Here is a 14,672-nt window from a genome sequence, read left to right as displayed (position 1 = left end):
GTTTATGGTGGTCATTAAATGTTTAAGTTCCACTAGGGTTTGAGTATTAGTTTCATGCAGAAAAGAGAGTTTAAGAGATATTTTGTGTAAGTTGGGTTCTAATTCAAATCTTCTAATTTAATTCTCGGATCTGCGGCTTTTAAAATTAAGTCAGCGATTAAATTACCAAGAATTAATAATACTGCACTCATGACCAAACTGGCCATGACTAAATATTGATCTTTGACTAAAACTGCTTGTAGGGTTAATTTTCCTAAACCTGGCCAGTTAAAGAAATTTTCTGTAATAAATGCACCACTTAACAAACCTGCTAATTCAAAACCCAATAACGTAATTAATGGGTTAATAGCATTTCGCAAAGCATGGACATAAATAACGCGATTTTCTGGAAGTCCTTTAGCGCGAGCAGTTTGAATATAGTCTTGACGTAAAACATCTAATAATTGACCACGCATAATGCGTTGTAAACCAGCAAAACTGGTAACACTCAAAGCAATTAATGGTAAAATCGAATGCCAAGCGATATCCAAAATTTTACCTAACCATGTTAGTTCTGCATGATCAATACTAGTCATATTACCCACGGGAAAAAGCGGGGTAGTCAGTTGGGCTAAAAAGAGCAAAAATAAGACAGTGATAAAACTGGGAATACCTTGACCAGCGTAACTGACTACCTGCAAAACCTGGTCAGTAAGACGATTTTGTTTCACCGCAGCGAGAATACCCAAAGGAATAGCCATGGACCAGGTTATAATTAGGGAAGCGATCGCTAAAAATAAAGTTGCTGGTACTCGTTCCCATAACAGCGATGATACAGAACGTTGATAAACAAAACTTGTGCCAAAATCACCTTTGGTAACAATTTGCTTTAACCAAAATCCAAACTGTTCTGGCCAAGACTTATCTAAACCAAATTGTTTTATAATTTCGTCAATCCTTTCTGGTGAAATTTTGGGATTGAGCCGCAGGCTAGTTACAAAATTACCAGGAGATAACTTCATAATAAAAAACGACAAGGCCGACGCTAAAAAAATCGTTAATAGTGCCTGTAAAAGCCGTTTGATTATATAAATAAAGGTCTCACTAGTAACCAGCTTGATTAGCCAGTTTCGACTCGTTTCCAGGGAAATTTTTGTACTGGTCATCTCAGATTGCCATTGTCAATTATTTTTTGTTAATATTCAACTAGTGAGATAATGGGGACATCGGGCAAATTTTTCCGACCTTGTAAATCCCGTAGTTCGATAATAAACCCAAAACCGACAAGTTCGCAGTCAATTTTTTGTACTAATTTTGCCGTTGCACTTGCAGTTCCACCAGTAGCAATCAAATCATCTACAATTAAAACCTTGCTACCGGGACGTAAAGCATCCTGATGTACTTCCAGGGTATCTGTACCATACTCTAATTGATATTCAATAGCGTGAACTGCTGCCGGTAACTTGCCTTTTTTGCGAACGGGAATAAAACCAGCACCCAATTTATAAGCCACCGGTGCGCCGAAGATAAATCCCCGCGACTCCATACCGATAATGTAGTCTACCTGAATTTCAATTTCTGAGCATTTTTGTGCTAAAAAGTCAATAGTATAACGCAATCCTTTTGGATCGCTTAATAGAGTAGTGACATCTCGAAATAAAATTCCCGGCTTAGGAAAATCTGGTATATCACGAATCAGCGATTTTAAATCCATATTTGAGAAATACTTTTTTGTGAGAGAAAAATTTTCCTGAAGATCAAGAAGTATCTTACCCTATAATGTCATACCCTGGATACTGGTAAAGCCGTGAAGTCAAGAGTCAATAGCTCGCAACGTATATAATTGAACTGTCATATCGCCCTCCAGCCATGGGCGGTAGTGAAAAAGTCAATAACTTGATTGGAAACCCATAAGGTATTTTATAGAATGAATGTCGCTGCTCATCTTCAACCTGTAAATATAAACAACCCCCAAAATTCCCAGGGAATACATGAGATTTTGGATACTTTACCAGATCCAGCCTTCCATGGACAGGTATGTCCACGGAAAACTAGAACGGAAATAGATCTAATGTTACTAGCAATTGAAGCCTTAGAACTGGGCGGTTCGGAAGCGATTTTGTCTTTAGCTGAAGAATTAGACCTCAAGGGAATTATCAAAAATCGGGTCAACTTATGGCGAATGAGAGCTTCTAACCCCATGCGGAGGGCGCATAGTCGCCGTCCTTTGGATATTTTAGAGGCTAAAGCCTTAGTAGTGATTGCTTGCTACATTGCTAGGCGGTTAACAGTTACCATCCGTCAACTACTAACTATATACCAACAATTAGCCCAAAAGCAGATTCCCCTAGAACAAAATTTAAGATTAGCTAATTACCTAGAAAGGTTTAGAGCGCATTTTAAAAGTCGGATGAATTACCGTCGTTCTGGTGTAATAGCATTAAATTCTGATGATAAATTAGATCAACTAGCTATAAACCTACTAGGAAAATTACTATTTTGCACCGGTACAGCGGGAATGCAGCGGTACTGGATTTCTCTTTTTGATGGTGAGGTAGAGTAAGTAAAAAAAATGAATATCCAACGTAAATATAGTTTACCCAATTGTACCCTGCTCCTAGAAGGGTTAAGCGATATGACACGGACTGCGAGCAACCAAGGGGGGATTGCCCCTAACTTTCAAGATCTACGTCCAGAATTGTCTATACTGGTAAACGCAGAATGCTATTTATCTAGTCACACTCAACCCATAGTTGGGGGCAGGGAATTTTTTGAAAGTTTAGTTACAGCCGTCAGTAATTATGTCCAAGAGGTTTTAGCCCAAGAAGTTTTAAGTAAAGTACCAGAAAATCAGGGTCAAAAATTTGACACTCAAAATCAGGAATCAGAGTTAGTAGAATTACAAAAAATAGACGGTAACAGTCACAGATTAATTGTGCATTCGGAAATCATACAAGACAATCTCGAAGAGAACTCCAACGAAGGAAAACCCATTGAAATTATCCTGAACACAGTCCAATTATTTGATTTAGTTGAAGCTGTAGATCAGTTTTTCGCTGATAGCCAAACTTTACCAGAATTATGCTTAGAATTACACCCAGTTGCCCAAGGTGGTGGTTCAAGTCAAATTTTCCGCAAACAAGCAATTCCAGCGACAGTAGGTGTATCCAGTCTAGTCTTGGCCGCATTGGCCTGTTTCTTGATTCCTATCCCTCAAGTCCGTCCACCGGAAGTCAAACCAGAGGAACAATCTAGCACTACAATACCCACAACCGCACCTTCAACAGCAACCTTTACTCCTCTTAATCCTCCTTTACCAAAAGAAGCAGCAACTCCCACAGCGACAAAAACAGCCAGACCCCTTGCAACCAAAGATTTAGAAGCACTTTTAAAGACCGTACCAGAGATCACAGATTCATCCCAGTTACGGGCATTAAATCGCCAGGTTTATAATCAAATTAATCCAGCTTGGACAACGCGCTCACAATTACCAGAGGATTTAGTTTATCGTTTAGGTGTCGCTGCTGATGGTAGTATTATTGGTTACAAATCTGTTAATCGGGCGGCCAGTGATGCAATAGAAAAAACACCACTGCCTAAACTGCTGTATAATCCTGGCAATGCAGTAGCTAATGAATCCATTGCTCAATTCAAAGTCGTCTTTACTCAAACAGGTGTTTTACAAATTAGTCCTTGGGGAGGATACGCTAAAACACCAGAAGTAGTCGGTGAGAAAATTACTCAAACCAGTCAAGTCAAAGATCTAAATCAAAAGCTGTATAGTACAATTCGTCAAAATTGGAGTAGTCGTCCCACCTTTACCAGCGACTTGAAATATCGAGTAGCAGTGAATAAAGAAGGTGCTATAGCCGACTACGAACCACTTAATCAAGTTGCTTTTGACCATTTTCGAGAAACACCTCTTCCCCAGTTATTTCAATCGCTTTATGGCTCGAATGTGGCCGCACCGAACTACAAAGAACCTCTAGCTCATTTTAGAGTAGTATTTACACCTAAAGGTGAATTAGAAGTAACTCCTTTCTCAGGATACAGATAATTGTCGGTTCTGGGTTGTCTGTGGGGTTAATCATCCCCCTGTTACCTAAACTCTACTTGGTAATTTTACCCATATAATTACCCCAAAGTTGTGCGGCTTGGGCGCTGCTGCCATAAGTGGGGGAATTATTATCATTTCCTAGCCAAATACCAGTAACAAGTTGACGACTGGGAATAAAGCCAATAAACCAGAGATCAACATTATTATTTGTTGTTCCGGTTTTACCAGCTTCCCCTAAGCCAATAGCAGCGCTACGACCCGTACCATGAGTAATTACCCCCTGCATCAAATTAGTCATTTGTTTGGCAACTGCCGTTTTTAGCACTTGTTTATTAGCATCTGGATTTTGATCAAAGGAGTAAATAACACGACAGGTTTCTCTATCTTTGAGATTCTGACAGTCACTAGTGTCCAAAATTCTACTGATAGCATGGGGAGGATTCCAGACCCCACGATTACCAATTGCCCCAAAAGCACCAGTCATTTCTAAAACATTAACTACACTTTGACCTAATACCAAACCGGGTACTTCTTCAAGATTAGACCTCACACCCAAACGCTGGGCCATGTCCACCACTTTATTCAGGCCAATTTCCTTTGCTACCCGTAAGGCTATAGGATTCTCTGAAAGTGCCAAACCAGTGGCTATGTCTAAACTACCACCAGCGCCAGCCCGGCAGGGTTTATAGGTAAAGCCTTGCCAACGTAAGGGATTACAGGAATAACTTGTATAAGGAGAAATACCTTTTTCTAGGGCCGCAGCGTAGGCAAAAATTTTAAAAGTAGAACCGGGTTGTCGTTGGGCTTGTACAGCGCGATTAAACTGGCTTTTTCTGTAATCAGTCCCTCCTACCATAGCCACAATACTGCCAGTTTTCGAGTTGAGAGTTACCAACCCCCCTTGAGAAAAACCCAAATTTGAGCCAGCTTGGGAAATGGACTTTTTTAACTCACTTTCGGCCTGAGCTTGAATACCTGGGTCTAATTGGGTTTCAATGATATAGTTACCTTCTCTAGCCGCAGCCGGACCGAGTTTTGATATCAGTTCTTGAAAGACATAATCATAAAAATAGGGGGCAATGGTTTTTGCTTGTGTTTCGCAGACTTTAGGATTGATTTGCACCGTCGAACGGCGGGCCCGGTTAGCTTCTGCTTGGGTAATTTTACCCATTTCCAGCATTCGTTTCACGACTCGATTTCGATAATCACTAGCTCCGAGTTTGCGCGGACCTGTTCCACAAAAATCAAAAGCATTGGGAGCGGGTAAAATTCCTACTAAAGTTGCTGCTTCTGCTAGAGTTAATTCCTTGGCTGACTTACTGAAATAATATTTAGCAGCATCTTCAAAACCTGAAGTATCTGCACCTAAAAATACCCGGTTTAAGTAAGTTAGTAAAATATCATCTTTGCTGTAAAACGTTTCTAATTTGAGGGAGACAACAACCTCTTTTAATTTGCGTTCTAAAGAATCTTGACTACCGACATATTCACGGAATAAACTGCGAGCTACTTGTTGGGTAACTGTACTCGCTCCTTGTTGAAAATCACCGCTACGACTGTTAATGAATACGGCTCGCAACACACCCAAAGGATCTACACCAAAGTGCCAATAATAACGACTATCCTCGGAAGCGACCACAGCAGCAGGTAAATAGGGTCCAAAGTCGGATAACTTTTTTAAATCTACGTGAGCGATATTCCGAGGTTCACGGAGTGGGGTTGAGCCATCACGAGCATAGACAACCACGGGAGCCCGTGTGGCTGTAGGTAAGGGTCTAACGGAAAATTTTAGCCATTCCGCACCTATAGCTAAAGCTGTCAACGCAGTGACACCAACAACACCATAAGCCGTCCAAGTAGCGGCTTGCTGATGCCAAGGGGGTGGATCAATGTATTCCAGACGTACAGAAGCGGCTAGTGCGGGAGGACCCAAGGTAATCACATCACCATGACGCATTTCCAGGGCATTGATCCGTCTTTTGCCAAAATATATGCCATTGGTGGAGTTTTCATCCTTGATGGTGAAAATGGGGGTGTTTTGGGTAGAATCCCGCGACAGTGAGAGATGAATTTGGCTGACAACTTGGTTACGGACGACGATATCACAGGATTTAGAACTACGTCCCAGAATATAGCGATCGCCTAATAATGGATATTCTAAGGTTTGATTGACTCCGGCATCATGGACTAATAGTTTTGGTACTTTGGCATTGGGTTTGAGTGCCAACTTGGAAAAATCAACTCTAGCTTGAATGGTATTTACTGCTTGAGTCAGTTGACCAAGTAGAGTTTTTGGCTTTTGAGGAGATTGGGGTGAACTCATAAACAATTTTAATGGCTTGGTGTTTTTTGCCATGAGGCAATTAACAGACAGACAATTCCTGCACTAATAAAAGAATCGGCCATATTAAATACGGCAAAATCAATTAACCGAAAATCGAGGAAGTCAACGACGTACCCCAATCTAAATCTATCAATACCATTGCCTATTGCTCCTCCTAAAATCAAACCATAACCTAGTTGATCCCACAAACTTAACAATGGTCCAAATAGTGCAATGGTGATCAATATTAAACTTACAGCTAAAGATAGCCAACGTAACCACTCTACTTTACCGCTTAACAAACTAAAGGCTGCTCCTGTATTGGTAACATAAGTGAAATGAAATATATTCCGTAGTAATGGCAGTGTTTGTCCTAATTTAAAGGTTTGTACTACCCAGTATTTTGTTAGTTGATCTAATAAGAATGCCATAGAAGCAGCAATCCAGAAGTAGCGGTTTTTTATACCCATGATAAATTTTTTGGTTGTCAGTTGTCCGTTGTCAGTTGTCCGTTGTCAGTTGTACGTTGTCCGTTGACAGTTGTCTGGTGTCTGGTCTAATTTACTACTAACTACTGACCAATGACCAATGACAAAGGCCAACCACGGGGGGATTGCCCCTACTAATAAAACATTATATGTCGTAGGACGTAAGCTACTATGGTGACAGCACAAACAACTACTAGTTGCCCTGGTAGTGCAAAGCAAGAGTATTTTAGAATAGCTTGCATCAGAGATAGATTTTCTGCTGCTTTCCCAGGCAAAATATAACTGATAATTAAATAAGCAATACCGCATAAGTGAATAGTGAGTAAGCCACAAATACAACTAAAAGCGAGAGCTTCTAGTCGGGGTCTACCCTTAAAAGCTAAATAACCACAAATCCAAGCTCCAGGAATAAAACCCAATAAATACCCAAACTGAGATAGTTTAACATAACCGATACCGCCTCCTTCGGCAAATACAGGTAATAAAGTTAATCCCATGACTAAATAGGCAATTTGCGAGAGCGCCCCAGAATTTTGACCTCCCAAACAACCTACCAGCAGCACTGCACCAATTTGATAGCTGACACCTAATGAAAGGGTTTGAATTCCGTGCTGACTCCAATTCCAGGGAGAGGTAATACCATAAGCTTCTAGGAAAGTACCACCCATTGTCAGGAGCAAGCCTATCATAGACCATAGTAGTTGATTTGATGCAGCAAACATTTATTCGGTGATAGGGAATAAATAGATTTTTTGTTTCTTAACCGCTGGTTTACCTTTTAGTGCTATGTTGGTAACGTTTATCTAAAACTTAACGATAATTAACCCTAATGCTATTACCTTCGGGCGAAATTAAAAACCATCGCTTTGCAGTTTCAATATTTATATTAGCACTAGCGATCGGTCTATCTGCTTGCGGCCAAAACTCGGCAGAAAATAATAAAACTTCCAGTTCTCAGAAATTAGATTTAGGGGGTAATGTGGAGTTAACGGGTGCTGGTGCTTCTTTTCCTTCACCACTGTATCAAACTTGGTTTGCGGAATTAAATAAAAAATATCCTAATTTAAAAGTTAACTATCAGTCGGTTGGTAGTGGCGCTGGTGTTGAACAGTTTACTAAAGGAACAGTAGATTTTGGTGCCAGTGATGTTGCCATGAAGGATGAAGAAATTCAGAAAATACCCGCAGATAAAGGTGTAATATTATTACCTGTTACTGCTGGGAGTATTGTCCTCGCTTATAATTTACCGGATGTTCCTCAACTCAAACTACCACGGTCAGTTTATACTGATATTTTACTAGGTAAAATCAAATCTTGGGATGATCCGGCGATCGCTAAAGCCAATCCTGGTGCTAAATTACCAAAAGAGGCAATTAAGGTCATTTATCGTGCTGACGGTAGCGGTACTACAGGTGTTTTTACAAAACATCTTAGCGCCATTAGTCCAGAATGGAAAACTAAGGTAGGTGACGGGAAAAGTGTAAAATGGCCTGTAGGCATTGGCGCGAAAGGAAATGAAGGTGTTACTGCTCAAATTCTCCAAACTCCTGCTTCCATTGGTTATGTTGAATACAGCTACGCTAAACAAGGTAATCTCAAATTTGCATCTTTAGAAAATAAAGCCAAACAGTTTGTTTCCGCTTCTGAAAAGTCAGCATCGAAAACTTTAGCATCTGTGAATTTACCAGAGAATCTTCGCGCTTTTATTTCCGACCCAGAAGGTACAGATTCTTACCCAATTGTTACTTACACTTGGATTTTGGCACATAAAAAATATACTGATGCTAACAAAGCTAAAGCTGTAGAAGCAACTATTGAGTATGCTTTAACAGATGGACAAAAGTTAGCGGCCGAATTAGGATATGTTCCCTTACCAGCAAATGTAATTGCCAAAGTGGCGGCAGCGGCTGATAAAATTAGTTCTGACTATAAAATTTCTGTTGGTGCTAATTCTCAACCTGGCAAGTAAACAAAAACTAAATTTACCATAGTTGATTTTCGGCATTATTCCTCATTTAAGTCTGAAAATATTGAGTTTTTGACTAGACTGTGTTGATTCTTAGGAGACTGGTTTTTCAGTATTATTCCTGATTTAACTTTTATAATCCGTATTCATGGCTACAAAATTTCTAGAAACGGCCTTGGCAGCAAAAAAACGCTCTGAAATGGACAGAAATCTAGATCGGAGCTTTATTTGGTTAACTCGAATTTTTGCTCTGGCCATTGCTGCTACTTTATTATGGATTGCTTTACAAGTTGCTATTGCTGCTTGGCCTGCTATCCAAAAATTCGGGATTAATTTCCTAATGGGCAGTAGTTGGAATCCTGTTAATAATGAGTATGGGGTACTACCTGCTATTTACGGAACTCTGATGAGTTCTTTGATTGGACTAATTTTAGCAGTTCCTATTGGTGTGGGAACGGCGATTTTATTGAGTGAGGATTTTCTTCCTTCTCAGGTAAGATTGGTACTAGTATTTTTAGTAGAACTGCTGGCCGCTATTCCTAGTGTTGTTTATGGAGTCTGGGGAATTTTTGTTTTAATCCCAATTTTAACTAATTTGGGTAAATGGCTGCATTATTATCTCGGTTGGCTACCCATTTTTAGCTCCTCTCCTACGGGACCTGGAATGTTACCAGCAGGAATAATCTTAGCAATTATGACTTTACCAATCATTACTGCTATTTCTCGTGACGCTTTGATTTCTGTACCTTCTAGTTTACGTCAAGCGGCGCTAGGAATTGGTGCAACTCGTTGGGAAACCATTTTTCAAGTTATTATACCTGCGGCTTTTTCTGGTATTGTCGGTGCAGTAATGTTGGCCCTGGGTAGAGCAATGGGTGAAACAATGGCTGTGACAATGTTAATCGGTAATGCCAATAATATCAATATCTCTCTGTTAGCACCATCTAATACTATCTCTTCTCTACTGGCAAATCAGTTTGCTGAAGCTAGTGGTTTACAAGTCTCCGCTTTAATGTATGCAGCTTTAGTTCTATTTATATTGACGTTAATAGTCAATATTCTGGCAGAGTTTATTGTGACACGGGTACAAAGACTATAAATTTAATACTCAATATTCAATATTCAGATCCCCGACTTCTTGAAGAAGTTGGTGATATATCTGGAATCTGTCTTGTACAATACAGTAATAGGTTAGATTATGACTTCTTCTTTTCCGCAAAGAAGCCTGACTCGTTCCCCTTTGTCTTCTCGGACATTATTTAATACAGTGATGACTGTATTAGCTTTTATCTGTGGAATACTGGCGCTTATTCCTTTATTAGCAGTGCTTTATTATGTGATAATTAGAGGTTTCAGTAGTTTAAATTTAAATGTTTTCACTGAACTACCACCGGCTCCATTTGCTAAAAATGGCGGATTTGGTAATGCCATTTTGGGAACACTTTTGATGGTAGGTATTGGGGCTATAATTAGTATTCCCTTAGGTGTATTGGCAGCAATTTATTTAACTGAGTTTAGTTCTCAAAAAGTTGCTAGGTGGATACGTTTTGCTACTAATGTTCTCAGTGGTGTTCCCTCGATTATTGCCGGGGTATTTGCCTATGGAATTGTGGTTTTGTCCTTAGTTAAGCTGAATTTAGGCTCTTACTCAGCCTTGGGAGGTGGATTTGCCTTAGCAATTTTGATGCTACCTATTATTGTCAGAACTACTGATGAGGCTTTGCAGTTAGTACCCCAAGATTTACGTCAAGCGTCCGTCGGACTAGGTGCAACTAATTTCCAAACTGTGACACAAGTAGTATTACCTGCTGCTTTACCTGCCATTGTCACTGGTTCTACCTTAGCTATAGCTCGCGCTGCTGGAGAAACAGCACCATTGATATTCACGGCTCTTTTCTCTTCTTTTTGGCCAGATAGCATTCTCAAACCTACTGCTTCTCTGGCAGTTCTAGTGTATAATTTTGCTACTTCTCCTTACCAAAGTTGGCAGTCTTTAGCTTGGGCAGCTTCTTTAATACTACTATTAATGGTGTTAACTACTAGTATTATTGCCCGTTGGGTGACTAGAAAAAAGATTTAAACTCATCTCGAAAAACTTCCTAATCAAGTATTTATGATCACAAAAATCAGCACTATGAACGGGACAAAATCGGTTTTAAGCACAGAAAACCTGAATATTTATTATGGCAACTTCTTGGCTGTACAAAATGTTTGGCTAGATATTCCTAAAAATCAGGTAACGGCTTTTATTGGACCTTCTGGATGTGGTAAAAGTACATTATTGCGATGTTATAATCGTCTAAATGATTTAATTGAATCATTTCGAGCCGAAGGTAAGATTTATTTCTATGATCAAAATCTCTATGCACCCAATATAGACCCTGTAGAGGTGCGGAGACGCATTGGTATGGTGTTTCAAAGACCAAATCCATTTCCTAAGTCAATTTACGAAAATATTGCCTTTGGTGCGAGAATTAATGGCTACAGGGGTGATATGAATGAATTGGTGGAACGGAGTTTACGACAAGCGGCTTTATGGGACGAAGTTAAGGATAAATTGCGACAAAGTGGTTTATCCTTGTCTGGTGGACAACAACAACGTTTATGTATTGCTAGAGCGATCGCAGTGCAACCAGAAGTTATACTGATGGATGAACCATGTTCTGCTCTTGACCCTATTTCTACTGCACGGGTTGAAGAACTGATTCACGAACTCAAGGAACAATATACTATTGTTATTGTTACCCACAATATGCAGCAAGCAGCACGGGTTTCTGATCAAACAGCGTTTTTTAATGTCAAAACTTCTGAAAAAGGTGGTCGCACAGGTTATTTAGTGGAATATGAAGCTACGGAATTAATTTTCAATCATCCACAACAAGAAGATACAAAAGCCTATATTAGTGGTAGATTTGGTTAGTGCTAGATTTGGCTTGACTGAGTGAACGTATAAATTATGTTTCGTTCAATATCTCTAATTTAGCAATGATGTAGATCTGATGAATGGGTGAGGAGGGAATCGAACCCGCAACCAATTGATTAAGAGTCAACTGCTCTACCGTTGAGCTACTCACCCGCTGATAAAATCATCATATCAAACTTTTGACTTTCGCGCTAGTGTTGCAGCTAAAAAACTGGCAGCAAGGGAAATTGCATGATAAAAGTAGTTTTTCCCTCAGATTTCCCTCATTTCACAAGAAAATCGCCGAAAGGCAGCGCAATTGCAATACCTGTCGTACTGGTAGTTGTTTTGAGCGTGTAGGGGGATAATTGACTATTCCTTTGAAGCAAGTCTTAAAGAATCTGCGTGTCTTTAGACCGCAGAGTGTCAAAACTTCCAATGTCTGGGCATAAAAATCAGTTTCATTAAAGTTGTGAGGTCATATTTTTATATCTCCTTCGATAAACGAACCACAGAGGACACAGGGGACACGGAGATAGATAAAAATTGCATCTTATTTATTCACAAAGTAATCAGAATCAGGATTGTCTAGATGAGAAGATTAACAAGATTAAATATCACTTAACTATACTTAACTATTATTTAATCCTGTACATCCTGAAATCTTGTACATCCTGATTCAGAATGTTACTTCCCAAATACAGTAGTTAGAGAACGGGCAATATTTTTCGGCTGCATTGCGTCCATTGCTGCTGTGGGTTCATAACCACAATGTACCATACAATCAGCGCATTTGGGATTACCACTAGCGCGGCCATACTGACTCCAATCAGTTTTATCTAACAATTCTTGGAATGTTTGATAATAACCTTCATTCAACAAATAACAGGGTTTTTGCCAACCTAAAACACTGTAACTAGGACTACCCCAAGGAGTGCATTCATAGTCTTTTTCACCAATGAGAAAATCTAAGAATAAAGGATTATGATTGAAGTTCCAGTTTTTCTTTCCAGAGGTGTAGGGTATGAGAATTTCCCGGAATAAAGCGCGGGTTTGTTCTCTTTGTAGAAAATGATCTTGATCTGGAGCCCATTCATAACTATAACCAGGAGAAATCATCATCCCGTCAGTTCCCAATGTTTCCAGAAAATCGAAAAACTCCTGCATTTCTTCAACATTACAACCTTCAAAAATGGTCGTGTTGGTAGCAACGCGAAAACCCTTCGCTTTAGCGGCGCGAATTGCTTGGATAGCAGTATCAAAAACCCCTTTCCTGTCTACACATTTATCATGCCATTCTCGCATTCCATCTAAATGTACACTAAAGGTGAGATAGGGAGAAGGTTGAAATTTATCGAGACTCTTTTCTAGTAATAAACCATTTGTACACAAGTAAATATATTTCTTGCGTTTAATTAAACCTTCAACAATTTCCCTGATTTGGGGATGTAATAATGGTTCTCCTCCGGGAATGGAAACAACTGGTGCGCCACATTCTTCCACCGCTGCAAAACACTGTTCTGGGGTGAGATTTTGCTTGAGTATCTCCACTGGATGCTGGATTTTACCGCAACCTGTACAGGCTAAATTACACCGGAACAGCGGTTCTAACATTAATACCAGGGGAAACCGTTTCCGCCCTAATAAGCGTTGTGTAACTAAATACTTACCTATATCTATTGCTTGTTGTAGATTAATCGCCATGAAACTAACACTCCTCAATTTGTTTGGTAATTGGTAATTGGTGATTGGTAATTGGTAATTGGTAGTTAATTTCTGTCACCTATCACCTGTCACCTATTCACATAACCACTAGACACGAACCAATCTACAGCATCCTTGAGCGCTACACTCAGGGGGGACTGAGGTAAACCTAATTCGCGGATAGCCTTAGAAGGATCATAATACATTGGTTGCTGTGCCATGCGAACACCATCTATGGGAACTGTTGGGGTTTTCCCTAGAGGTGCGAGGATTTTTTCTTCTACCCAACTGACTGTTAGCGGTATCCAAACTGGTATAGATGTTTGCGGTGCAGGTAAATCGGTGATTTGGGTCAGTTGTTCTAGAAGTTGTTTGAAGCTCAGATTCTCATGACCTAGTATATAGCGATCGCCTTTTTTCCCTCTTTCTAATGCTAGTAAATGTCCCTTGGCTACATCCCGCACATCAATAAAATTTAACCCTGTGTCTACATAAGCTGGCATTTGTCGCCGCAGAAACCGTAGAATAATATCCCCCGTCGGTGTAGGTTTAATATCTAATGGACCAATGGGACTACTAGGATTTACTATCACAATATTCTGACCTTGATTAGCTGCTGATATTGCTATTTGTTCGGCTAAAAACTTCGATTTTTTGTAATCTCCCACCAATTTTTCTACCGGACTTTGATGGGTTTCATTCACAATTTCCCCAGCTTTTCCCACACCAATAGCCGCAACGGAACTAGTATAAACTGTACGTTCAATTCCCGCTTTTTGCGCTGCTGCTAAAATATTGCGCGTTCCTTGTACATTATTCAAATATAGCAAATCCCGGTCTTTTTGCCACAGGGAATAATGGGCAGCAACATGAAATAAGTAATTACACCCCTGCATCTGTTCCCAAATATTCACGTCGTTTACATCACCTTTAACAATATCTACAGCCAAACCCTGTAAATTGTCCAGGTGACTATGAGGACGGACTAAAGCTGTAACTTGGTATTTTGATTGTAACAGCGATCGCACCACATGAGAACCAATAAACCCTGTACCACCAGTCACAAAAGCCCGCATTTCTTTACCTCTTCATTTTCAATATGTGATTAATTATTCATGTATTTGGGTAATTTACCACGTTTACATTTTTTCTTTTTCTTGTGATCAGTTAATAATAAAATGGTGTTGTATAGCAGTTTCCGATATTATGAAGTACAGATATTAATAATAAAACTCTTGTGGTGCGGGCATCTT

13 protein-coding genes and 1 tRNA gene are annotated in these 14,672 nt (G+C 39.7%); 6 read left to right on the top strand and 8 right to left on the bottom strand.

Annotation, left to right across the window (positions count from 1 at the left end; all coding sequences use genetic code 11):
• Positions 1-98: 98 nt before the first annotated feature.
• Positions 99-1,145: an ABC transporter permease gene (locus ACIR310F_RS0120580; protein WP_028085460.1), complete on the bottom strand. Its 1,047-nt coding sequence runs from the start codon at positions 1,143-1,145 to the stop codon at positions 99-101.
• 29 nt (positions 1,146-1,174) lie between these two features.
• Positions 1,175-1,693, bottom strand: a complete 519-nt coding sequence (locus tag ACIR310F_RS0120575; RefSeq protein WP_028085459.1) for an adenine phosphoribosyltransferase — start codon at positions 1,691-1,693, stop codon at positions 1,175-1,177.
• Between the two features lie 213 nt (positions 1,694-1,906).
• On the opposite strand from ACIR310F_RS0120575, the gene ACIR310F_RS0120570 reads away from it, so the two are divergent.
• Together ACIR310F_RS0120570 and ACIR310F_RS0120565 are read left to right on the top strand one after the other, a co-directional pair.
• Positions 1,907-2,542: a DUF3038 domain-containing protein gene (locus tag ACIR310F_RS0120570; protein ID WP_028085458.1), complete on the top strand. Its 636-nt coding sequence runs from the start codon at positions 1,907-1,909 to the stop codon at positions 2,540-2,542.
• A 9-nt stretch (positions 2,543-2,551) separates the two neighbouring features.
• Entirely contained in the window at positions 2,552-4,036 is a 1,485-nt protein-coding gene (locus ACIR310F_RS0120565; RefSeq protein ID WP_028085457.1) for a DUF4335 domain-containing protein, read from the top strand.
• A 52-nt stretch (positions 4,037-4,088) separates the two neighbouring features.
• On the opposite strand, the gene ACIR310F_RS0120560 is transcribed toward ACIR310F_RS0120565, so the two are convergent.
• The 3 genes from ACIR310F_RS0120560 to ACIR310F_RS0120550 form a co-directional block, all read right to left on the bottom strand.
• Positions 4,089-6,359: a transglycosylase domain-containing protein gene (locus tag ACIR310F_RS0120560; RefSeq protein WP_028085456.1), complete on the bottom strand. Its 2,271-nt coding sequence runs from the start codon at positions 6,357-6,359 to the stop codon at positions 4,089-4,091.
• An 8-nt stretch (positions 6,360-6,367) separates the two neighbouring features.
• Positions 6,368-6,829: a signal peptidase II gene (gene lspA, locus ACIR310F_RS0120555; protein WP_028085455.1), complete on the bottom strand. Its 462-nt coding sequence runs from the start codon at positions 6,827-6,829 to the stop codon at positions 6,368-6,370.
• A gap of 152 nt (positions 6,830-6,981) precedes the next feature.
• A complete protein-coding gene (locus tag ACIR310F_RS0120550; RefSeq protein ID WP_028085454.1) occupies positions 6,982-7,569 on the bottom strand; it encodes a biotin transporter BioY in 588 nt (195 codons plus the stop codon).
• A gap of 107 nt (positions 7,570-7,676) precedes the next feature.
• Here ACIR310F_RS0120550 and pstS point away from each other — a divergent pair, with 107 nt between their 5' ends.
• The 4 genes from pstS (at position 7,677) to pstB (ending at position 11,733) form a co-directional block, all read left to right on the top strand.
• Entirely contained in the window at positions 7,677-8,816 is a 1,140-nt protein-coding gene (pstS, locus tag ACIR310F_RS0120545; RefSeq protein WP_035368646.1) for a phosphate ABC transporter substrate-binding protein PstS, read from the top strand.
• A 145-nt stretch (positions 8,817-8,961) separates the two neighbouring features.
• Entirely contained in the window at positions 8,962-9,912 is a 951-nt protein-coding gene (gene pstC, locus ACIR310F_RS0120540; RefSeq protein WP_028085452.1) for a phosphate ABC transporter permease subunit PstC, read from the top strand.
• 99 nt (positions 9,913-10,011) lie between these two features.
• The gene (gene pstA / locus ACIR310F_RS0120535) at positions 10,012-10,893 is read left to right on the top strand and encodes a phosphate ABC transporter permease PstA (protein WP_028085451.1); all 882 of its coding nucleotides are present in this window, start codon (positions 10,012-10,014) and stop codon (positions 10,891-10,893) included.
• 33 nt (positions 10,894-10,926) lie between these two features.
• Positions 10,927-11,733 (top strand): phosphate ABC transporter ATP-binding protein PstB, encoded by an 807-nt coding sequence (gene pstB / locus ACIR310F_RS0120530; protein WP_028085450.1) that lies wholly within the window; start codon positions 10,927-10,929, stop codon positions 11,731-11,733.
• Between the two features lie 84 nt (positions 11,734-11,817).
• On the opposite strand, the gene ACIR310F_RS0120525 is transcribed toward pstB, so the two are convergent.
• The 3 genes from ACIR310F_RS0120525 to hpnA form a co-directional block, all read right to left on the bottom strand.
• Positions 11,818-11,889: transfer RNA gene (locus ACIR310F_RS0120525), tRNA-Lys, on the bottom strand.
• Positions 11,890-12,402: 513 nt separating this feature from the next.
• On the bottom strand, positions 12,403-13,419 hold the full coding sequence (gene hpnH / locus ACIR310F_RS0120520) for an adenosyl-hopene transferase HpnH (RefSeq protein WP_028085449.1): 1,017 nt from the start codon (positions 13,417-13,419) through the stop codon (positions 12,403-12,405).
• 89 nt (positions 13,420-13,508) lie between these two features.
• Positions 13,509-14,495: a hopanoid-associated sugar epimerase gene (gene hpnA / locus ACIR310F_RS0120515; protein ID WP_028085448.1), complete on the bottom strand. Its 987-nt coding sequence runs from the start codon at positions 14,493-14,495 to the stop codon at positions 13,509-13,511.
• Between the last annotated feature and the right edge of the window lie 177 nt (positions 14,496-14,672).

It is taken from the genome of Dolichospermum circinale AWQC310F, from assembly GCF_000426925.1.
GTDB lineage: Bacteria > Cyanobacteriota > Cyanobacteriia > Cyanobacteriales > Nostocaceae > Dolichospermum > Dolichospermum circinale.
The sequence above is the reverse complement of the archived record's forward strand: the minus strand, read 5'-3'. Positions and strand labels throughout refer to the sequence as shown.